General features: G+C 38.5%; 20 protein-coding genes and 1 pseudogene. 10 read left to right on the forward strand and 11 right to left on the reverse strand.

The genetic code is table 11. The annotated features are described in order from the left end of the window. Positions 1 to 3: 3 nt before the first annotated feature. On the reverse strand, positions 4 to 894 hold the full coding sequence (gene accD, locus C228_RS0101545; RefSeq protein WP_018650958.1) for an acetyl-CoA carboxylase, carboxyltransferase subunit beta: 891 nt from the start codon (positions 892 to 894) through the stop codon (positions 4 to 6). Positions 895 to 1236: 342 nt separating this feature from the next. Here accD and mazG point away from each other — a divergent pair, with 342 nt between their 5' ends. The 5 genes from mazG (at position 1237) to C228_RS0101575 (ending at position 7240) form a co-directional block, all read left to right on the forward strand. After that, positions 1237 to 2019, forward strand: coding sequence for a nucleoside triphosphate pyrophosphohydrolase (gene mazG, locus C228_RS0101555; protein WP_018650960.1), 783 nt, complete (start codon positions 1237 to 1239; stop codon positions 2017 to 2019). A gap of 90 nt (positions 2020 to 2109) precedes the next feature. Beyond that, on the forward strand, positions 2110 to 2838 hold the full coding sequence (locus tag C228_RS0101560; RefSeq protein ID WP_018650961.1) for a response regulator: 729 nt from the start codon (positions 2110 to 2112) through the stop codon (positions 2836 to 2838). A 76-nt stretch (positions 2839 to 2914) separates the two neighbouring features. Continuing rightward, entirely contained in the window at positions 2915 to 4315 is a 1401-nt protein-coding gene (gene cpxA, locus C228_RS0101565) for an envelope stress sensor histidine kinase CpxA (RefSeq protein WP_018650962.1), read from the forward strand. Between the two features lie 135 nt (positions 4316 to 4450). Continuing rightward, positions 4451 to 6373 (forward strand): MacB family efflux pump subunit, encoded by a 1923-nt coding sequence (locus C228_RS0101570; protein ID WP_018650963.1) that lies wholly within the window; start codon positions 4451 to 4453, stop codon positions 6371 to 6373. A 93-nt stretch (positions 6374 to 6466) separates the two neighbouring features. Beyond that, positions 6467 to 7240: a Nif3-like dinuclear metal center hexameric protein gene (locus tag C228_RS0101575; RefSeq protein WP_018650964.1), complete on the forward strand. Its 774-nt coding sequence runs from the start codon at positions 6467 to 6469 to the stop codon at positions 7238 to 7240. Between the two features lie 58 nt (positions 7241 to 7298). On the opposite strand, the gene glpX is transcribed toward C228_RS0101575, so the two are convergent. Beyond that, on the reverse strand, positions 7299 to 8297 hold the full coding sequence (glpX, locus tag C228_RS0101580) for a class II fructose-bisphosphatase (RefSeq protein WP_018650965.1): 999 nt from the start codon (positions 8295 to 8297) through the stop codon (positions 7299 to 7301). 185 nt (positions 8298 to 8482) lie between these two features. Between glpX and zapB the strand changes: the two genes are divergently transcribed. Both zapB and C228_RS0101590 read left to right on the forward strand, forming a co-directional pair. After that, positions 8483 to 8701 carry a cell division protein ZapB gene (gene zapB / locus C228_RS0101585; RefSeq protein ID WP_018650966.1) on the forward strand — a complete coding sequence of 73 codons (219 nt, stop codon included), beginning with the start codon at positions 8483 to 8485 and terminating at the stop codon, positions 8699 to 8701. Between the two features lie 58 nt (positions 8702 to 8759). Further along, a complete protein-coding gene (locus C228_RS0101590) occupies positions 8760 to 9341 on the forward strand; it encodes a thymidine kinase (protein WP_018650967.1) in 582 nt (193 codons plus the stop codon). Positions 9342 to 9406: 65 nt separating this feature from the next. On the opposite strand, the gene C228_RS0101595 is transcribed toward C228_RS0101590, so the two are convergent. The 7 genes from C228_RS0101595 to rnd all read right to left on the reverse strand — a co-directional run bounded on the left by C228_RS0101595 (position 9407) and on the right by rnd (position 18438). Next, entirely contained in the window at positions 9407 to 10615 is a 1209-nt protein-coding gene (locus tag C228_RS0101595) for a sugar efflux transporter (RefSeq protein WP_081618456.1), read from the reverse strand. Positions 10616 to 10715: 100 nt separating this feature from the next. After that, positions 10716 to 11411, reverse strand: a complete 696-nt coding sequence (tsaB, locus tag C228_RS0101600) for a tRNA (adenosine(37)-N6)-threonylcarbamoyltransferase complex dimerization subunit type 1 TsaB (RefSeq protein ID WP_018650969.1) — start codon at positions 11409 to 11411, stop codon at positions 10716 to 10718. A 108-nt stretch (positions 11412 to 11519) separates the two neighbouring features. Then, positions 11520 to 12596, reverse strand: a complete 1077-nt coding sequence (gene aroG, locus C228_RS0101605) for a 3-deoxy-7-phosphoheptulonate synthase AroG (protein ID WP_018650970.1) — start codon at positions 12594 to 12596, stop codon at positions 11520 to 11522. Between the two features lie 130 nt (positions 12597 to 12726). Then, complete coding sequence (gene ypfJ / locus C228_RS0101610; RefSeq protein WP_018650971.1) at positions 12727 to 13587, reverse strand: KPN_02809 family neutral zinc metallopeptidase; 861 nt, start codon at positions 13585 to 13587, stop codon at positions 12727 to 12729. A 184-nt stretch (positions 13588 to 13771) separates the two neighbouring features. Further along, positions 13772 to 16690, reverse strand: a complete 2919-nt coding sequence (locus C228_RS0101615) for a DNA translocase FtsK (RefSeq protein WP_018650972.1) — start codon at positions 16688 to 16690, stop codon at positions 13772 to 13774. Between the two features lie 9 nt (positions 16691 to 16699). After that, entirely contained in the window at positions 16700 to 17182 is a 483-nt protein-coding gene (gene lrp / locus C228_RS0101620) for a leucine-responsive transcriptional regulator Lrp (RefSeq protein ID WP_005596879.1), read from the reverse strand. A gap of 140 nt (positions 17183 to 17322) precedes the next feature. Further along, complete coding sequence (rnd, locus tag C228_RS0101625) at positions 17323 to 18438, reverse strand: ribonuclease D (RefSeq protein WP_018650973.1); 1116 nt, start codon at positions 18436 to 18438, stop codon at positions 17323 to 17325. Positions 18439 to 18638: 200 nt separating this feature from the next. Between rnd and C228_RS0101630 the strand changes: the two genes are divergently transcribed. The 3 genes and pseudogenes from C228_RS0101630 (at position 18639) to tnpA (ending at position 21246) form a co-directional block, all read left to right on the forward strand. After that, a complete protein-coding gene (locus C228_RS0101630; RefSeq protein ID WP_018650974.1) occupies positions 18639 to 19832 on the forward strand; it encodes an ROK family protein in 1194 nt (397 codons plus the stop codon). 66 nt (positions 19833 to 19898) lie between these two features. Continuing rightward, a complete protein-coding gene (gene bioD / locus C228_RS0101635) occupies positions 19899 to 20618 on the forward strand; it encodes a dethiobiotin synthase (RefSeq protein ID WP_018650975.1) in 720 nt (239 codons plus the stop codon). A gap of 173 nt (positions 20619 to 20791) precedes the next feature. Then, positions 20792 to 21246 (forward strand): annotated as a pseudogene (gene tnpA, locus C228_RS13135) (IS200/IS605 family transposase). 359 nt (positions 21247 to 21605) lie between these two features. On the opposite strand, the gene C228_RS0101640 reads toward tnpA, so the two are convergent. Together C228_RS0101640 and C228_RS0101645 are read right to left on the reverse strand one after the other, a co-directional pair. Further along, positions 21606 to 22133, reverse strand: a complete 528-nt coding sequence (locus C228_RS0101640; protein ID WP_018650976.1) for an NlpC/P60 family protein — start codon at positions 22131 to 22133, stop codon at positions 21606 to 21608. A gap of 62 nt (positions 22134 to 22195) precedes the next feature. Beyond that, positions 22196 to 22492 carry an integration host factor subunit alpha gene (locus tag C228_RS0101645; protein ID WP_005596864.1) on the reverse strand — a complete coding sequence of 99 codons (297 nt, stop codon included), beginning with the start codon at positions 22490 to 22492 and terminating at the stop codon, positions 22196 to 22198. Positions 22493 to 22495: the final 3 nt, after the last annotated feature.

The raw sequence follows: 22495 nt of genomic DNA on the forward strand, positions 1-22495 counted from the left end.
AAATTACGCTTCTTCAACAAGAAGTTCTGCTGTTTTAAACGGCGTTGGTTTATTAGTCATTTTTGCACATAAACGAGCAAGCGTATCGCGCATATCTTTACGTTGCACAATCATATCAATTGCGCCGTGTTCTAATAAGAACTCTGCGCGTTGAAAGCCTTCTGGTAATTTTTCACGTACGGTTTGTTCGATAACACGTGGACCAGCAAAACCGATTAATGCTTTAGGCTCTGCAATATTAATATCACCTAACATTGCTAAACTAGCTGAAACACCGCCTAGTGTCGGGTCAGTTAATACAGAAATAAACGGCACACCTTTCTCACGCATTTTCGCTAAAATTGCACTGGTTTTCGCCATCTGCATTAAAGAGAACAATGCTTCTTGCATACGAGCACCGCCAGATGCAGAGAAACAGATAAACGGAATATTTTCCGCTAAAGCTCGCTCTGCCGCACGTACGAATTTTGCACCGACAACCGAGCCCATTGAACCGCCCATAAATTCAAAGTTAAATGATGCAACCACAACTGGCATATCATGCAATGTACCGTACATCGTAATAAAAGAGTCTTTCTCACCGGTTTGTTTTTGTGCTGCGGTTAAACGATCTTTATATTTTTTCAAATCTTTAAATTTTAAGATATCTTGCGGTTCTAGCTCCGCCGCAATTTCTTGTGCGCTATCTTGGTCTAATAACGATAATAAACGAGTACGAGCATCAAAACGCATATGATGGTTACACTTTGGGCAAACCTGCATATTACGTTTAAGTTCTTCGCTGTATAGCACCTGTTCACAGCTCGTACATTTTGTCCAAACGCCTTCCGGCACTTTAGATTTACCGCTTGATGATGAAGAGGTTCTTCCTAAAATTCTTTCAATCCAGCTCATTTTTTTACCTTGTTATTTTGACAAAAAATAATTGATATTAAAACATAATTTCGGCCTTTTGGATATGCCTGAATAATACAATCTGATCTGATCAGCTGAAATATCAGCTATATGTATAAGTACGATAAAGAAAAGCGATAATTAGGATACATAGCATTACTACAATTTGGATAAGCCTTTTCTTTGTGAGTTTTTCCGCTGCCATACTTTCTCCTTAACTAATCGTTAACATAATGCCATAAAATTGGTCGGGGTTGTGAGTATTTTATTGGTTTTTAGTTGAATGTTAGAGAGGTAAAGTGCCAAAATAGTTTAACGTTTTTGACATTAATAGAGGTAAAAATGACTAAAATTGACCAATTTCTTCATATTGTAGCACAACTTCGTGATCCCGAAACAGGTTGCCCGTGGGATATTAAGCAGGATTTTAACTCGATGCTACCTTGTTTGTTAGAAGAAACTTACGAAGTAGCCGAAGCAATTCATACCAAAAACCGCACTGCTCTCCGCGAAGAATTAGGAGATTTATTACTACAGGTTGTATTTATTAGCCAGTTGGCTAAGGAGGAAGGAACTTTTAATTTTTACGATGTACTAAACGATATTCATGAGAAATTAATTTATCGACATCCTCACGTTTTTGGCGATAGTCCAGCCGAGAATAGTGAAGAAGCATTAAAGAATTGGGAAGAACGTAAAGCAGCGGAAGCCAAGCGCCAACAACACGAATCAATTTTAGATGATGTACCTTTTGCTTTGCCAGCGCTAACTCGAGCGAACAAACTTCAAAAACGTTGCGCAAAAGTTGGTTTTGATTGGACTAACCCTCAAGATGTGCTTGCAAAAGTAGAAGAAGAGTTACAAGAAGTCAAAGATGAGATAGTCCAATATCCTCAGAGTGCTGGAAAACTTGAGGAAGAATTGGGGGACCTTCTCTTTGCAATGGTAAATTTATGCCGCCATTATAATGTTGATGCAGAATCAAGTTTGCGTAATGCAAATGTCAAATTTGAAAGTCGATTTAAAAAAGTAGAAAAGCTTGTTAAGCAACGAGGCAAAACTGTGGCAAAATGCTCTTTATCTGAGCTGGATTCAATCTGGGAACAAATAAAATCTCAGGAATAATTGACAAACTTTGATAAAGTTGTAAATTGTAGCTGTTATGTCAAGTAATTACAGCAATAAATATAATTGAATAAAAAATAGGAATTAATTATGCCTAGAATTTTACTAGTTGATGATGATGTTGAATTGACTGAACTTTTAGCAGAGTTACTTTCACTAGAAGGTTTTGATATTCACTGTGTACACAATGGTCAAGATGCTCTCACTGAATTAGAATTACAATCTTATGATCTTATTTTATTAGATGTAATGATGCCTGTATTAAACGGTATTGAGACTTTAAAACAATTACGCCAGAAATACTCCACACCGGTATTGATGTTAAGTGCACGTGATGATGAAATCGACCGTGTTTTAGGTTTAGAGCTTGGCGCAGACGACTATTTACCGAAACCATTTAACGATCGTGAACTCGTAGCTCGTATCAAAGCAATTTTGCGTCGTACCGTTTCAACCGCTTTAAACAATGCTGATGTGATTACTTCAGCAAATCAATCACCTGAGGAAAATAGTAAACAGCTTTCTTTCGGAGGAGTGGAATTACATCCAGGTCGTCAGCAAGCAATTTTTGAAGGTCGTGATTTAGATCTTACCGGTACAGAATTTGCATTATTACAAATGTTAATGCGTAATCCAGGTCAAATCCTCTCTCGTGAGTTACTTAGCCTTGAAATTTTAGGTAAGCGTTTAACACCTTACGATCGTGCAATTGATATGCATATTTCAAACCTTCGTAAGAAATTACCGGAGCGTAATGACAATTTACCATGGTTCAAAACATTACGTGGACGTGGTTATTTACTCGTGACGGAAAAATAATTGTCTTTTTTAATATAAAAAAACAATCCCTCGGCTTTCGAGGGATTTTTTCTATATTGATTGATGGGTACTACTAATGCTTAAATATATTTCTCATTTCCTTAGTAAAATTATTTCCGTCAGGAATTATCTTGCTTATCAGCTTTTTGCCTATTTTGGGCTTACCTTTTCTATATTACTGGCTATTACCCTTACCATACCTAATTTTGATGCCCGCTCATTCTCTCCGATTGAAACGGAAGATCGCCTGTTCTTTGAACAAGAAACTAAAAGTACCGAATTGCAATATAATTTAGATGAAATTTTTGAACGTAAGCTTTTTGTTTCTACCGCTAATGGTTTTGATGTTATTTTGTTGGATCGGAAATCTGGAATTTTTGTCGGTGCGGATCCAAATAAAGTAACTTCGTTCCAAGTATTTTTATATAGAGCGAAAAATATTACAGAACCATTACAACGTCGCTTTGGTAATTTGGAAATTTACGGGCCATTTTTAATCAGGACGAATAAACGAGAATACTATCAATATTTTGCGAAAATGGTTGATCCACAAGAAGAACTTTTTAACCAAATTTTTGACTCACCATGGTTAATGCTATTGATCGTTTTAAGTGTAAGTGTGCCGATTTTATTATGGCTATCATGGAAAATCGCTCGCCCAGTAAAAGCATTACGATTATCAGCTAATGCTGTCGCTACTGGCAACTTTTCTATCAACCCGGCACTTGAAACTGAAGGTATCAATGAATTGCGAGAGGTAGGAAAAAGCTTTAACCAAATGATTACTTCCTTGCAAGATTTAACTCTACATCAGCAGCGATTACTTTCGGATATTTCACATGAATTAAAAACGCCGCTGGCTCGTTTACATTTGGCAACAGCATTGATCCGTCGCCGTAATGGTGAATCACCGGAATTAACTCGTATAGATAATCAGGTGCTGAAATTAGATACCATGGTTCACGATTTATTAGTACTCTCTCGCCAGCAGGTAAATCAGCATCTGACCCGCGAAATCTTTTCGATTAACCATATTTGGAACGATATTTTGGAAGATGCTAAATTTGAAGCGGAACAAAATAATATCGATTTATTTATTAGCCAACGTGTTGCCAATCCTGAACGTTATTACATTAATGGTAATCAGAATATTTTAGCCAGTGCATTGGAGAATGTGATTCGTAATGCGCAAAAATATGCAAATAAAAGCATTAAAGTCTTAATGTATATTGATAATGCCGAATTGGTTATCTCAATTGATGATGATGGTGAAGGCGTACCGGAGAGCGAATATAAACAAATCTTCCGTCCTTTTTACCGTGTAGATGAGGCTCGAGCCAGACAAACCGGTGGAACCGGCTTAGGGTTGGCGATTGTGGCGAACGCAATGCAACAGCATAAAGGTTCTGTCGAAGCGATGAAAAGTACTCTTGGCGGCTTACGAGTAGAAATTCGTTTACCGCTTTGGATTGAATAAGCTCTAGTACAAGCGGTCATTTTTTGCAAAAAAATTGCAAAATTTCACCGCTTGTATTGATTTAAACTGCATATCTCTTGTCTACATCGCATAAATCGCAAATTTTACCGTTTATACTCGGAATTTAGGAATACAATGAAATTAATTGAAATTGAAAATCTGAATAAGTATTTTGGTTCAGGCGATAACAAAGCACACATTCTAAAAAATGTTAATTTAACGATTGATCAAGGTGACTTTGTAGCGATTATCGGTGCTTCAGGTTCCGGTAAATCAACGCTGATGAATATTATCGGCTGCTTAGATACCGCTAGTTCTGGGATTTGCCGTATTGGCGGCAAAGAAACACAACAAATGAACAGTGATGAGCTTTCAGACTTGCGGCAGCGAAAATTTGGTTTTATTTTCCAACGCTATAACCTCCTTTCCGCCCTAACCGCAAATGAAAATGTGGCACTACCGGCAATTTATGCGGGCGTGGATAGCAGTTCTCGTAAAGCACGGGCAGATCAGTTATTGGATAAACTTGGATTGTCCGATAAAACGCTTAATCGCCCAAATCAGCTTTCAGGCGGACAACAACAACGAGTAAGTATTGCTCGAGCTTTGATGAACGGTGGGGAAATTATTCTTGCTGATGAACCGACCGGCGCTTTAGACTCCAAAAGCGGCGAAACCGTGTTACAAATCTTGCAAGACCTGCACAAAGAAGGTCATACCATTATTATGGTCACTCATGATCCGAATATTGCGGCAACGGCAAGCCGAGTGATTGAGATTAAAGACGGACAAATCATTCGTGATGAACGTCAACAGCCGTATTCGGAAGACTTAAAACTGGCGAAACGAGAACACCGTCCGCCCCGCTTCTTTGATCAACTTGTTGAATCATTTAAAATGGCTACCAGTGCGATTATTGCGCATAAATTACGAGCGCTGCTTACTATGCTTGGTATTGTTATCGGAATCACTTCGGTTATATCAGTAGTAGCGCTTGGGCAAGGATCGCAAGAGCGTATTTTGTCTAATATTAATAATCTTGGTACGAATACCATGACAATTATGAACGGGACGGGCTTTGGTGATAGACGAGCCAATTTAACCAAAAACTTAACCATCAGCGATGCATTAATGCTGAATAAACAAGTTTATGTTGATAGTACTACGCCACTCAGCAGCCTAAATGCAACGGTAATTTCAGGTAATACGAACGTCACCGCAACGGTAAATGGTGTTGGTGAACAATATCTGAACGTTAGAGGGTTAAAAATGGTCTCCGGGCGATTCTTTAATGCCGAAGATGTAGCGTTGTCCGCTCAAGTGGTAGTTATTGATGACAATACCAAAAATGACCTTGGTTTAGTCGAACCGGTTGAAGGGAAAGTGATTCTTGTTGGTAAAAAACCGTTAAAAATTATTGGTTTAGCGGCGGAATCCAACAATATGAATCAAACCAGCTTAAAAATGTGGATGCCTTATACGACCTTAATGCAACGTATTTCTGGCGAAAAGCATATTGATTCCTTGACGGTTAAGGTCAAAGACGATATTGAAAGTCAAACTGCGGAAAAAAGTATTACCGAGCTATTAATGGCTAAACACGGTAAAAAAGACTTTTTTATAATGAATAGCGACACCATTAAGCAAACCATTACCAGCACTACGAATACGATGAAGCTATTAATTTCCTCTATTGCGATGATTTCATTGGTTGTTGGAGGTATTGGTGTAATGAATATTATGTTAGTGTCGGTCACGGAACGAACGAAAGAAATTGGTGTGCGTATGGCAATTGGAGCAAAACAAAATAATATTTTGCAACAGTTTTTAATTGAAGCCATTCTTATCTGTTTGCTCGGCGGTGTAATCGGTATTCTACTGGCAATTACAATTATTGTATCATTCAATACGTTAGGCTCGGATTTCCAAATGGTTCTTTCACCGGAATCAGTGGTGTTGGCAGTATTCTGCTCGACCTTAATTGGCGTTATATTCGGCTATATGCCGGCAAAAAATGCTTCTAAACTTAACCCAATTACCGCATTGGCACAAGAGTAAAATTAACGCTCTATAAGCGGTTGAATTTGTCGAAAAATTTGCAAATTTTTCAGATAATTTAACCGCTTGTTTTATCTTAAAAAGGAATAAAAAATGGGACTGTCTAATCTCGAATTGGAACAAATTATTGATGAAAAATTAAATAGCAAAGCGATTAGTGACTATGCACCAAACGGTTTGCAAGTGGAAGGAAAAGTACATATCCAACGTATTGTGACTGGTGTAACTGCGACACTACCACTGATTGAAAAAGCGATTGAAAAAAATGCCGATGCGATTTTAGTACATCATGGTTATTTTTGGAAAAACGAATCACCTTGTATCCGAGGTATGAAAGGTAAACGTATTAAACAATTATTAGTGAATGACATTAATTTATTTGGCTATCACCTGCCGTTGGATATTCATTCAGAATTAGGCAATAACGCACAATTGGCGGCAAAATTAGGTGTGATCAATCTACAAGGATTAGAAGACCGCCCTAATTCAATTCCGGCATATGGAGAATTTGAAACGCCGATTTCTGCAAAAGAGTTAGCGGAACGTATTGAACAAGTGCTTAACCGTAAACCAATTTTATGTGATGAATTTATTGTTGGCTATCCGCATAAATTAATTCGCAAAGTTGGCATTTGTACTGGTGGTGGACAAGGTTATATCGATTTAGCAGCAAGTAAAGGCTGTGATGTGTTTATTTCTGGTGAAATCTCAGAACAAACCACCCATTCCGCCCGTGAGCAAGGTATTTATTACTTTGCTTGCGGACACCATGCAACGGAACGAGACGGTGTTAAAGCACTCGGCGAATGGCTCGCCCAAGAATACGGTTTAGACGTGGAATTTATTGATATCGATAATCCTGCTTAATCAGCTAATAAACGAAAAAGTCGTATCGGAAAAGATACGACTTTTTTGTCACTAGCTCTTAGTCTTCAGATAAACGAGAAATATCGTGATAAGAAGCCAGCTTACGAATAGTACGAGAGCGGCCTCGAATTAATAATGTCTCTGTAAACATCATACTGCCTTTGCGTTGTACGCCTTTTAATAAATCGCCGCTAGTAATTCCAGTTGCTGCAAACAGCACATTATCATCGCGTACTAAATCTTCCAATTTTAATACTTTATTAACTGGTACATTCATTTGTGCACAGCGTAAAAGCTCTTTTTCCGCCGCAGAAAGATTTTCCGGCGAATTGCCTTTCACTTGATTACGAGGAATTAAACGCCCTTGAATATCTCCACCTAAGGCACGAACTGCAGCCGCAGCAACAACGCCTTCAGGCGCACCACCGATACCATAAACCAAATCTAAATCACTATCCGGCAAACAGCACTGTACCGCTGTTGCGACATCACCGTCAGGAATCGCCATCACTCTCACACCTAAGTTCTGTACCGCCTTAATAATTTCATCATGGCGAGGTTTAGCTAAAATGGCAACGGTCATTTGCGTGAGTAATTTCCCCTTTTTAGACGCAACACGGCGAATATTTTGCTCAAGCGGAAGATCTAAATCGATCATTCCTTTTGCTTCGCTATCAACCACCAGCTTTTCCATATACATATCCGGTGCTTTAAGAAAAGTATCTTTGCCACCGACAGCTAAAACGGCTAATGCCCCTGCCTGTCCCATAGCGGTCATTCGAGTACCGTCAATCGGATCAACCGCAATCGCAACTTCATCGTCTTCAAGTTGAGAACGACCAACTTTTTCTCCAATATAAAGCATTGGCGCTTCGTCAATTTCGCCTTCACCAATTACAATTTCGCCACGGATTTCCATTTTATTCATAATCAAACGCATTGCTTTTACTGCGGCATCATCCGCTGCGTTTTTATCGCCTCGCCCAATCCAGTCATAAGCTGCAAGTGCAGCGGCTTCTGTTACACGGGAAAATTCGAAAGAAATAGCACGCTTCATTTAACATCCTTTATATAAAATGACCAATATTTACCATATTTTATCAGCTAGCAATCAGTTTCGTTACTAAAAAATCAGCAAATGAAGAAAAATTCCAAAATGTATGAACTTTTCAATGAAATCAACGCCTAACTGAGGTATAATTCCTACACTTTACATATCTGTTTTTAAGAGGGAACCCAATTATGTCATTATCAATTCTTGACCAACTTGAAGAAAAAATTAAACAAGCAGTAGAAACAATTCAATTACTTCAATTAGAAGTGGAAGAATTAAAAGAAAAAAACAACACTGTAGAGCAAGAAAAAGAAACATTACGCCAAGAATTTGAACAATTAAAATCTGAGCAACAAAGCTTCCAAGATCGTTTACGTTCACTTTTAGGTCAAATCGACAACGTATAATTTTCCTTTTTTGTAGAACGGCTAATGCGTATTAGCCGTTTTTTATTTGTGTAAGGTTATGGCAAAACTCTATTTTTATTACTCTTCAATGAATGCAGGAAAGTCAACCACCCTGCTTCAATCCTCTTATAATTATCAAGAACGAGGTATGAATACTTTGGTTTATACTGCGGCAATTGATGATCGTTACGGTATTGGCAAAGTGAGTTCTCGTATTGGTATTTCACAAGAAGCACAATTATTTCAATCGGAATCAAATTTATTTGATGAAATTCAACGTGCTAACCAAGAAAAAACGTTACACTGTATCTTAATTGATGAAGCACAATTTCTTACAAAAACACAGGTATATCAATTAACGGATGTAGTTGATAAACTGAAAATTCCGGTGCTATGCTATGGTTTACGCACCGATTTCCAAGGTGAATTATTTGAGGGAAGCCAATATTTATTAGCTTGGGCAGATGAATTACAAGAACTCAAAACGATCTGTGATTGCGGAAAAAAAGCCCACTTTGTTATTCGTATGAACGAGAATGGCGAAGCTGTCGCCGATGGTGATCAAATCCAAATTGGCGGTAATGATAAATATCTCTCTGTTTGTCGTTATCACTATAAACAGAAGCTAAATAAACTCTAGTTTTAAACTCTTACAAGCGGTCATATTTGCATATTTTTTTGTAAAAATGACCGCTTATTTATTTGTTACAATTTTCTTACCGGTAGCATCACCAGCAAGCTTACAAGGCATAGTATTAATGATAAATACCATGTACTTTGATAGCCGAAATAGCTAGCCGCCATACCGGCAACAGGCCCAGCAATCACCCAACTCGCACTACTTGTATTATTAAATAATGTCGTTGCACTACCCATTTTATATGGCATTAAGTCCTGAAAATACAACATTCCAATTGAAGCTAAAATGCCAATAAACAATCCGTTAAACACTTGTAAAGCAAGTAATTGGCTTTCCGTTTGAGCCACAGACAAACCGATGTAATAATAAATACCGGCAAGAATAGCGATAATTAGTAACATTTTCTTACTGATAAATCTTGTGCAATATCCCGCAAAAAGCATCACCGGAATTTCAATCGCCGCCGCAGTACTCATCATTACACCTGCAACTTGTTCCGATAAATGTAGATTCTGTTTCAAATGTAATGGCAAATTGATAAACATCATACTGTTGCAAGTCCACATCAATAAACACGCTAAGGCTAAAAATATCGTAGATTTGCGGTTACTTTCAATACCATTTTCTCGCAATGTTTCATCCGTTTCCTTTGGTTTAACGTGACGTTGTACCGAATATGGCAACATCAGCACCACAATAAGAATAGAAACGGCAAAAATCAAGGCAGCAACAATATACATAAAGGTAAAACCGAAATTACCCGATAAATAATAAGCTACTGGCGGGCCGATAATCCAAGCAAGTGAAAGTTGTGCTCGTAAAATCGTATTGAACATCGTCCCGTCTTTTTGTTTGCTTTCGGTATATTCTCGAGAAAGTGCAAAGACTTGTGAGGTAGCGGACGAACCTAATCCGATAATCAAGGTACCGACAATTAGTAAAGTGTAATAATCTCGGTTAAATGCAAAAAGTAAGCAACCGCTCAGTTGCATAACACAGCTAAGTGTAATGATCCATTTACGGTTTGTATAAAGATCTGAATAATGGGCTACGATCTGACTCAACACCATCGCCATCAAGGAGTTAACCGAATAAAATATACCAATCATAAAGGGGTTATTTGTTACTTCATCATGCAGGAAAACACTGAGTGCAGGCACCCTCAACGCTCCTGCAAGCCCCGTCATAAAGATAACAATCAGGAAAGCAAAAGAAGCCGATCTTAACAAGCCTCTTTGTATAACAAGCAGTCTTAAATTGTCAGAATTTTGCATTTGTAGGATCTCACAAAAAGAAAAGGCACGTAATTATAACGTGCCTTCTATAATTTATTTGTATTTTTCTACAAAAACAAAGGATTGTTTGATCTAAATCCTAACGCTTATGCGGTAATTTTTCCCAAGTCACTTCATTACGTAAATAAACCGGTTCAATTTGTAGTGCTGATTGCGTATTCCCTTGAGAAAATTCGGATTCTGCAAGTGTAAGCATTGATTTTGCTGAAGGCAAGGTAATGTCACTCACTAAAAGAGGTAATTGTGCATTAGAAAATTGCGAATATGCCGCCCAACCGGTACCTACAACCACAGTATTATCCTTCGGTTGTTGTATTTGGCTGATAGCACGCTCTGGTGAGCATACTTGCTCAGCAACAATTGTTTGCCAGTACCGCCCTACTCTCTCATATTGAGCAAAATACACTTCATTCATACGTGCATCAATTAAAGCAACAACACTTGTTGCTCCCATTTTTTCGTAAGCCGCTTGTGCCATTGCTAATAAATTTGAAATCGGCACAACAGGTAAATTCGCTCCCATTGCAAGCCCCTGAGCAATGCCAACACCTACTCGAACACCGGTAAAGCTTCCCGGCCCTCGACCAAATGCTAGTGCACCGACTTGTTTAAGAGAAATTCCTGCCTTTGCCAATAATTCATCTACCATGGGCAGGATACGCTGCGTATGCGTTCTAGGACTTAATTCATCAAATGCAGAAATTTGTCCATTATGTAATAACGCCACAGAGCAAGCTTCAGTGGCCGTATCAATAGCAAGAATTGTTTTGTTCATTAATTTATTATCCTAAAAACGACAGAAAACACGGAAACAAGCGGTTAATTTTACAAAAAAGTTTGCAAAAACCAATTATTTCCGTGTTTCTGATATTAATTTTAGTGATTAAGCATGCTTAGCACGACGCTGTTCAACCGCTTCAGCTAATGCAAATAACGCTTTTTCACTATCTTCCCAGCCAATACATGCATCCGTCACACTTTGACCATATACTAAATTCTCTAAATTACCATCGCCTAATTCTTGACGACCTTCAACTAAATGGCTCTCAATCATTACACCTGAAATAAATTCTGTACCATTCGCAATTTGTTGGCACACATCAGCACAAACGTCCATTTGGCGTTTAAATTGCTTTTGGCTATTTGCGTGGCTAAAGTCAATCATCACGTGCGGACGGCGACCAGATTTCTTGATATCCGCACACACTTTTGCAACAGACTCCGCATCATAGTTTGTACCATTATCACCACCCCGCAAAATAATATGGCAATCCGGGTTACCTGCGGTAGAGACAATCGCAGAATGACCAAATTTAGTAACTGATAAGAAATGGTGCGGTGCTTCTGCTGCACCAATCGCATCTAAAGCAATTTTTACACCGCCATTTGTTGCATTTTTAAAGCCAACCGCACAAGATAAACCTGAAGCTAATTCTCGATGTACTTGAGACTCTGTCGTACGAGCACCAATTGCCCCCCAGCTCATAAAATCAGCCATATACTGCGGCGTGATCATATCTAAAAACTCACCAGCTGCCGGTACGGTTAAGTCATTAATGTCGGACAATACTTTACGCGCAATACGCAAACCGTCATTTAGCGCATAAGTTTCGTTTAGATATGGGTCATTGATTAGTCCTTTCCAACCGACTGTGGTACGAGGTTTCTCAAAATACACTCGCATCACCACCTCAAGATTTTGATTAATTTTAGGATCGGCACGAAGGGCTTTAATACGTTGTGCATATTCTAAGGCTGCTTTAGGATCATGAATTGAACATGGGCCAATCACTACTAATAAGCGATCATCCGCACCATGAATAATTTTATGAATAGCTTGGCGAGCATTTTCCACCGTTTCAGCAGCAACTTCACTTGCCGGAAAACGTTCTAATAACGCAACCGGTGGCAAAAGTTCTTCAATTTTAGTAATACGTAGGTCATCATTCTTGTAAGACATTGTGTGCTCTCTTATTGTTTTAAACAGTTATTAGAAATAAGGTATGAATCTAACTTAATAAAATTATATAATGATGTCAAATGATTTTTGCACTATTTAACTAGTACAAAAATCATTCATCTAAACTAGCTTAACGGCTAGAAAACGTATTACAAATGGCCGGATCACCGGATTGTAGACCCTTGCGGAACCAGGCTAAACGCTCGGCAGAAGAGCCGTGTGTGAAGCTATCCGGCACAACATAACCTTGAGCTTGTTTTTGCAAGCGGTCATCACCAACAGCCTGTGAAGCAATAAATGCCTCTTCTACATCACTGGCTTCCAATTTTCCTTCTTTTTGAATTTGGTAACCCCAAACACCTGCAAAACAGTCTGCTTGAAGCTCTACGTTTACCGATATTTTATTCGCAGCCGCTTGGTTACGAGCGTTACGTTGTGCTCTTTGAGTCTGCTCACTGATACCTAATAAGTTTTGAACGTGATGGCCAATTTCATGTGCAATGACATAAGCAAATGCAAAATCACCTGATGCTCTGAGCTGTGACTTCATATCATCATAGAACGATAAATCGAGATAAACTTTTTGATCTGCCGGACAATAAAATGGCCCCATAGCAGATTGTCCTGTGCCACAAGCGGTATGCGTGACACCACGGTAAAGCACTAATTTGGGCTCCCTATAAATTAAGCCGTTTTGTTTAAAATAATTACCCCATATACGTTCCGTCGCATACAAAACTTTATAGCTAATCGCCTCAAGTTCCTTTTCTTCAGCTGAGATAATCTGTGCAGTTTGCTGCTGGTAAGAAGATTGTGAGTCGTTATATCCCATCAAACCGGTTAAATCTACGCCATAATAAGCTCCGATTAATACAACGATAAAACCTAAAATCCCACCTTTAGCACGGCCACCGGAAGAACGACGACCATAACCGGATTGCCCACGTCTATCTTCTACGTTCGAACTTTCTCTTTCATTCTCTAAGCGCATTTTGCTTTCCTTGAAACTAAAAATGATAAATCTAATTAATTTTATACGAATATCTAGAGATATCCTATAAGTAATTCCCTCATTAGATCTAAATAGAAAAAAGCGGTTAAATTCAAACCAAAACTTGCAAAGTTTTGTCCAAATCTAACCGCTTGTTTACACTCAAAACGTTACATTGTCGCTTTTATCTTGCTAAAATTTCACGTTTTCCGTTTTTTCCTTGCTCTGAAAGAATACCTTGTGCTTCCATTTGGTCAACAATTCGTGCCGCACGGTTGAAGCCTAATGAGAAGCGGCGTTGGAGACCGCTAATTGAAGTCACTCCGCTTTCAATCACAAATTCGACAATTTCATCAAAAAGTGGATCTAAGTCACCTGCTCCACCAATACGTTCCGTACCTTCGGATTCTTCAATGGAAGCGACAATACTTTCTAAATATTGCGGCTTGCCTCGTGCACGCCAGTTATCCGCCACACGTTGCACATCGTCATCACTCATAAATGCACCGTGAATACGAATAATATCCGGAGTGCCTGCACCGGAATACAGCATATCGCCTCGACCTAATAATGCCTCTGCACCACCTGCATCTAAAATGGTACGCGAGTCAATTTGACTTGCTACGGTAAACGCAATACGGCTTGGAATATTGGCTTTAATCACGCCGGTAATTACATCAGTTGAAGGACGTTGCGTTGCAAGAATTAAATGGATGCCAACCGCTCGAGCCTTTTGCGCAATGCGCATAATATATTCTTCGACTTCTTTGCCGGCAGACATCATTAAGTCCGCAAACTCATCTACAATCAGTACAATATAACTGAGTTTCTCTAGTGCCGGCGGTAATTGATCCATTGAATCGCCCGGACGCCAAGTTGGATCAGGAATCGGGTAATTCATCGCGGCTGCTTGATCAATTTTATCGTTATAACCTTCAATATTACGCACACTTAAGTGACTTACTAGTAAATAACGGCGTTCCATTTCCTCCACTGCCCAACGTAAAGCATTTGCCGCTTTTTTCATATCGGTCACGACTGGCGTTAATAAATGCGGAATATCGTTATAAATGGAAAGCTCAACCACTTTAGGGTCAATCATAATAAAACGCACTTGTTCAGGAGAAAGTTTAAATAGTAAGCTCAAGATCATGGTGTTGACCCCAACCGATTTACCACCGCCGGTTTGTCCTGCAACCAGTAAATGCGGCATTTTTGCCATATCAACCACAATCGGTTCGCCACTAATATCTTTACCTAGCGCCATTGGTAAGGTTGCTTTGCTGTGTTTAAAGGCATCACTATCTAACACATCACGAAGCCAAACCGTTTCACGCTGTTTGTTAGGCGTTTCAATCCCCATATAAGGTTTACCCGGCACCACTTCAGTGATACGAATCGCTTTAAACATTAATTCACGGGACAAATCACTCGCTAAACCGACTACTTTTGCGGCTTTAACACCAGCAGCCGGTTTGATTTCATAACGAGTCACAACCGGGCCAACCAATACATCTTCAACCGTTGCCTTTACGCCATAATTTGCTAATGCGCTTTCTAAACGATGAGAAGTTTCCACAATTTCTTGCTCGGTAATTTGCTGTGTTTGACGAGGCGACTCGTCTAACAAATCAAGTGTCGGTAACGGCGTTGTCGGCTTTTCTGTTGTATGATTACGTTGTAACAATGGGTGTATTAATGTATCGCCATAGCCTTTTGGATAATTAGGCACTGATACCGGTTCAACTTCCTGCGATATATTAGCCACTTTCACACTTGGCATAACGACTGGTTCTGGCTCACTCTTGATAATTTCTTCAAATGTTTGCTCTAAACCTTGCGCTTTAGCACGTTGTTCCATTTGCGCTAAACGAGCCTGCTCCGCTTGTTCAAATTCTTTTGCCAATAATGCTTCATAATCTTCTTCAAGCTCTTCTTTCTGTGTTGATTCTTCAAGCACCGGTTGTAGACATACCACCGGTTTTGCTTCTTGGACAAATGCCGGCACTGGCGGGGTCATATCTTGATATTCAATCGTTGCATCCGCCTCATCATTATTCTCTACCACCTCAAATTCGTTTTGCTGCTCAAGCGCTTGCTTGAATTTATCAGTTGGCAAAATCACTGCTGATTGAGTTACTGCCAGTTCAGTTAATGGATTTAAACGGATTTTAGGTAGTTCTATTTCTGCATGAGGTTCTGTAAATTCTTGTGTAGCTACTGTAGGAGCCGGTACTTCTACGCCTTGAATATTAACTTTTGGTAACTCAAGTTCAGTTTCTACGTTAAACATATTTTGATTCGCTAATTCGGCATCTGTCTCATTTGAAGTTTCAGACTGTGATTTTAAGCCGGTAATATTTGGACGGCTAAATACTGAAACATCCGTAAGCTGCTGAGTCTCGGAATCATCTTGTGACTCTTCTGCAGTATTCTCATCAATAACAAGCGGTTGAATTTCTTCTGAATTTTGCAAATGGGCTCCATTTGCTTCCGTATTTGTAGCTACTGCCGTCTCTTTAGGCTGATCTTTTGCCACAATCCAATCATAGAATTGAGCAAATAGTGGTAGGAGTGATTGACCTGAACAAAAATAGAAACCAATGCCGGTAAAGATCATTGCTACAAGTAATGCACCGAATTGACCGATCGTACTTGCAAGTAAGGATTGGAACATTCCGCCGATAAAACCACCGGATAAATAATAGGCATTATTTGACCACACTACGCTGACAAGCCCTGCTAACCCAATTAGCAATAAGATAAAGCTACTGAAACGCAAATAGAAATGTTTCCATGTCCACTCATTTGCTAAGCGGAAAACCAATGAATATACCGATACGCCACATAAGGTAAATGGTACAATAAACGCAACTTTACCTAAGAAGGCATACAGTAAATCCATCGTCCAAGCGCCGAATACACCCGTTTTATTCAATACTCTATGCTCCGTGACACTACTTGCCGTACTCCAAGCATTATCTAGCGGACTATAACTTGCCCATGCCACGATCAAATAAAAGCCAAATAACCCCGTCAAAATTAATGCAAGGTTAATCACATTTTCCTTACCCTTTAATCGTGGTTTGAATCGTTCGATCACACTCACTCCTTATTTTAATAAGAGATAATTAGTTTGTTTTACTTCTTCCATGACCACGTATGTACGAGTGTCATTCACACCGGGTAAACGAAGTAAAGTCGTGCCTAATAATTTACGATAAGCCGCCATATCCGCTACACGTGTTTTGAGCAAATAATCAAAATCACCGGAAACTAAATGGCACTCTTGAATTTCATCCAGTTGTTGCACAGCACGATTAAATTCCTCAAACACATCCGGTTTACCTCGTACAAGAGTGATTTCTACAATCACCAGTAATGGTGCTTCCAGTAATTCTGGATTAAGCAACGCACGATATCCCATAATCACATTTTGCTTCTCTAAACGTTTTACACGTTCTAAGCAAGGCGTCGGTGATAAACCAACACGTTTAGAAAGCTCAATATTAGAAATTTTTCCGTTACGTTGTAGCTCATTCAGTATTTTTAAATCAATCGCATCTAATGCTTTAGGTAGTTTTTTATGTTCCATTTTTTACCCTTTATAGTTTTTTGTGCTAATGAGTCATTGTACAGGGTTTAAGCGCATTGGTCTAATTGAGTTTGCAAAAAATAAGGGAAATTTTACCGCTTGTTACGCTAATCTTTCCCTTTCACATCTAAGGTTTAATTTTAGAGAACTTGTACTAGTTGCATACCGAACTCTTCTCGCCAACCTTTGAGCAATTCCGGCAATTTATCCGGATTTTGCCCTTGAATAAACCAACTAAATAATTGATTTAATTGGCGCTTGCTTGCTAATAATTCAGGAGCAAGATCAAGTGGTCTAATTTCTGCTAATTTTTGCTGCAATAATTTCAAGCTGTGTTTATAGCCCGGTTCATCAACAAGACGCAAAATCGCTGGCGGATAATCTTCCTCTGCAACTGCTTTGCCCTGTTCGACCAACAATAATAATTTTTTGCCATGTATGCGTACTTCGTTAGGGTGCATAAACTCCAATAGCTGCGAGGTATGTTTAGGCTGTATTTTGGCGATTTCAAATAAGTTCTGCTCTTTTACCACAAAGTTAAGCGCTAAATCGCGTTTCTCCGCTTCTTCCATACGCCATTTGGCTAAAACTTGTAACACAGCTAATTGTGCTGAAGTTAAACGCCATGCATTAGAAATATCTTTATATGCTTTTGAACTATTCGGTAAATTTTGACGTTTTTCCAAGAGAGTTTGGCACTCTTCTTCTACTGCATTCTGCCAACAGGTAACATTAAGATCCGCAACTAAGCGTTGATAAACCGGTAATAAATACCATACATCCGCTGCCGCATATTGTAATTGCTCTTCACTTAAAGGACGGGCTAACCAATCTGTACGAGATGCACCTTTATCCAGTTCAATTTGTAAATAATGCGCTACTAATTTAGCGAATCCCATCGAAACACCGATTCCAGCAAAACCCGCTATAATTTGTGTATCCGCCAATGGCGTCGGCAATTGTTTAAAGCGATGTTGGAAAACCTCGAGATCTTCACTGCAAGCGTGTAAAACTTTTACTACTTGTTGATCTGCTAATAACTCAATAAAAGGCGAAAACTCATCAATCGTGGTTGGATCAATAAGACTCACCTGTTCACCATCAAATAATTGAATCAAACCTAATTTAGGATAATAAGTACGAGTACGAATAAATTCCGTATCCAATGCAACTGCTGGCTTTTGACTTACATTTCGGCAAACTTCGGCTAATTTTTGATTGGTACCAACCCAAATATAGTGAATGTTCTGATTCATTTGTATGCTCTTTTTAGTTAATTTTTTCAAAAAATAAAAATTAATTATGTGAGCTAACTCACAGAATTACAATAAAGTGGTTGTACTTCAAATGTATTGAAGCAAAAATAATTATCTTATGGAGTGTTTGCTTTTGTAAATTTTAATAGCGGTGCTTCTTCTTATAAGTATGAAATACCGTTTAACCTAAGGATTATACTATGATTTCTGATAATAAAACCCAACATCTTGGTACAATTTATCGACTAGTGGAACAATTTGAACTTATTTCGCGTACAGATCTTGCTAAACTCTCGGGCTTAGCACCAGCTTCAATTACGAATCTCACCAAATCATTAATTGATAATAAATTTATCTTGGAACGTACGGTACAAAATAACACTTCACGAGGCAGACCTGCTGTAGGCTTAGCCGTATCTAATTTTTTCTGGCAATTACTCTATTTTACCCTTTCTCCAGATAACGTAGAAATTTCATTGTGCGAATTAAATGGCAAACCAATTCAAACCAAACGTTACCCTCTTTCTTCCAAAGACTATCCGCAACTTGATAACTACTTACAAACTTGTCTAAATGATCTTTTCTGGCATTCGCCGATGGAGACAAATCGAATATTAGCCGTATCAATTAGTGTTGTTGGGCAAATTAATGCTGAACATAGTAAGATTACACGTTTAGGTGATACATCTATCGAATGTGCATTTGTGGAAACATTAAAAGCACAATTCGATTGTCCTATTTTATTAAATGAGCATTTTCAATTATGGCTTTTAACGGAATCAACTTTAGGTAGCTTAATTAATAATGATAACGTAATTTTCTTGCAGCTAGATGAAGCAGTAAATCTAAGTGTCTTATTACGTGGTAATTTACTTCATCAACAATCAAAAATGAGTGTGGATAAAATGCTGATGCCAAAATTCAGCTCGTTGAGTGATATTGCCGCACCAAGTGATTGTGACGAAATCCAGCGCTATCAGCTTAACCATCAGGTTACCTTCCCTGCTATTATCCGTTTAGTTGATCGTTATCTACCGAATAAATTTACTCAGTACAATGAAAAAATTCAGTATTTATGTGAACAAATTGAACAGCAAAATGAAGCTGCACTGATGATTCTGGAGCATATTAGTGATAATTTGGCTTATGTATTAATGAATCTGATTAATATTTTTTCAACTGAAAAAATTATGCTTAACTCGCCGCTTTTACGTATTAAACATATTCTATTCAAACAAATTCAGCAAAAATTGCAAAATGAACTACTTATCGGTAACCACCAAGTAGACTTGGTAACCAGTCAATTTGAATGGAATAGTCCACTTATTGCTTGTTCCGCAATAAAACAAGGGATTTATGAAGGAAATTTGATCAAGGACATCATTCAACTTTAAAACTTGAGCTAAAATCTAGGCAATTTTGTAACTTTTTTGTTATTTTTAGATAATAGAGAAATAAATATGCCTTCATTATTTATTACCGGCACGGATACCAATGTGGGAAAAACCATTGTTACTCGTGCTATTTTACAAACATTAGCTGCCAATCAATTTGCGGCGGTTGGTTATAAACCGATTGCTTGTGGCGGCGATGATTCTCTTCCGACAGAACCTAATCAAGCAGACTATGCTAGCGAAGATAATCCGGATGTATTGACGATTCTGGATAGTTGTCCTACGCCCGTTGCTTATCGAGAAATTAACAGTTATACCTTTATTCACTCCAGTACGCCAGTATTTGCTGCATTGGATGCCGTTCACCATATTCAAGAAGAAAAATTAAACCAAGATTTAACCCGTTTACAGCAAAATTATCCGAATGTTGTGGTTGAAGGTACTTATGGCTGGCTAACTCCGATCAATAAAGATTTAAGTTTTGCTGACTGGGTGAAGAATAATCAAATGCCTGTCGTATTAGTGGTGGGAATTAAAGAGGGTTGCGTTAATCATGCGCTATTAACCGCACAGGCGATTAAACAGAAAGGTGTTCAGTTAGTTGGGTGGATTGCAAATCGTATTAACCCAGGTTTACGCCACTATGCAGAATTAATCGAATTATTGAGTCAAGAAATTAAAGCGCCGTTACTTGGTCAAATTCCTTATATCGCTTATCCGAATAAGAAAGATTTGACGCCATATATTCAAAATCCTGAACCATTATTACAATATTTTCAAAAATAAAAATGCCAAAAGCCTCCTTAAAGGAGGCTTTTTATTATAGCTAGACTATGTCTAGCTATAAAAAACATATGCTATGCGTGTGGAATCAAAGAGCTTAAGCGATGAGAGAATAAAAAATCCTCCTATAATGAATGTGGCTGACAACCAAAATTCAACATATAGGAGGATAGGTCATGGTAAGTAAATCCAATGACGATTCAAGTCTATCACACACCAGATGGAACTGTAAGTATCCTATTGTTTTTATTCCCAAATATAGAAGAAAAGTGATTTATGGTAAATTGCGAGTGGATATAGAAGGATATTAAAGCAATTATGTCACTATAAAAATGTGGAAATTATCAAAGCACATGCAATGAAGAACCATATTCATATGCTCGTAAAGATTCCCCCGAAATTGGCAATATCAAGTTTTATGGGATATTTGAAAGGAAAATCTTCGCTGATAATATTCGAAAAGCATGCGAATCTGAAGTAGAAGTATGGAAACCGAAATTTTTGGGCAAAGGGATATTATGTGAGTATGGTAGGCTTAATACAAAAGTAGTCGAGGAATATTCAAGAAAAGGAAGATATGATTTCAGATAGTCTATCGAAGAAAGAATATATAGACCCCTTTAAGGGGTAAGCCATGGTGTTATTGTGCAGTTGTCAGTCTTTCACATGCCCCTTGAGGGGCTTGTGAAGTCCTAGGCCCTTATAGGGTAGCCTAAAAACCGCCCGTTTTACGGTCGGATTGTTATTTGCTACTGCTTGAGTCAAATTGACAAAAAAGATAAGAAATTCAATCGCTTATACAAATTTAGGTATAAAAAAAGCCCCTCAACTAGGGGCTACTCGGAAAGCAAATTTATGAAATTGGTTGTTGAACACAACACTTTTTGTTAAGTACGTATAGAATACGTCAATTTATTAAATTTTTCAAATTTTATTCCAATAAATTTGTGATATTTTTTCTAAAAATGTGATCTCTGTCATATTTTTAAATTATAAACGACGAGCTTGCCAGAAGGTTCTCGACCAATATGGTGAGTTCATATCTGAATAAATAACTCCTCCCTTGGTTGAAGCATGTAAGAACTGCCCGTTCTTTACATATACACCAACATGTTTACCGTTAGGACCTCGTCCTGTTTTGAAGAATACTAAATCGCCGGTTCTAAGCTCATCACGATCGATTCTCGTCCCTTCTTTGGCCTGCTCTGAAGTCGTTCTCGGTAAGTCAATTCCAAATAAATCACGGAATGTCACTTGCATAAAGCCAGAACAATCAATGCCCGCTTTACTATTCCCGCCTAAACGGTAACGCGTACCTTTCCACTCATGTTGCTGTTCGCTCAAGCTGCTAATCGCCATAATCGGATCTGATAAAGTACTGTGATGAGTACGGAAAATTCCTGCTCTTGCCTTAATTGGTCCTGATGTGTTGTCACTACTTGAACATGCTGTTAATAGCGCTGCACAAGCTAAGATAGCAAATGAAGAAAATCGTTTTTTATTGTTGAATTTAATCATATGTCACTGCCTATAAAAAAACATCCTACAGGCCTTATTTCGCCTGTAGAATGCTATGCTGTTTATGCCTTCACTTTTACATTTTCGACTCTATCTCTAAGCTTCTGACCGGGCTTGAATACCACTACTCTGCGAGCTGTCACAGCAACAGTCTCCCCGGTTTTAGGGTTTCGCCCCGGACGAGCGTTCTTCTCACGTAGTGAGAAATTACCGAAACCGGATAGTTTAACCTCTTCGCCTTTCTCTAGAGAACTACGAATTTCTTCGAAAAATTGCTCTACAAAGAGCTTAGCGATACGTTTATCAAAGCCACATTTTTCAACGAGGCTTTCTGCGAGTTCAATTTTAGTGAGTGCCATAAA

The sequence above is a fragment of the Actinobacillus capsulatus DSM 19761 genome (assembly GCF_000374285.1).
GTDB lineage: Bacteria > Pseudomonadota > Gammaproteobacteria > Enterobacterales > Pasteurellaceae > Actinobacillus > Actinobacillus capsulatus.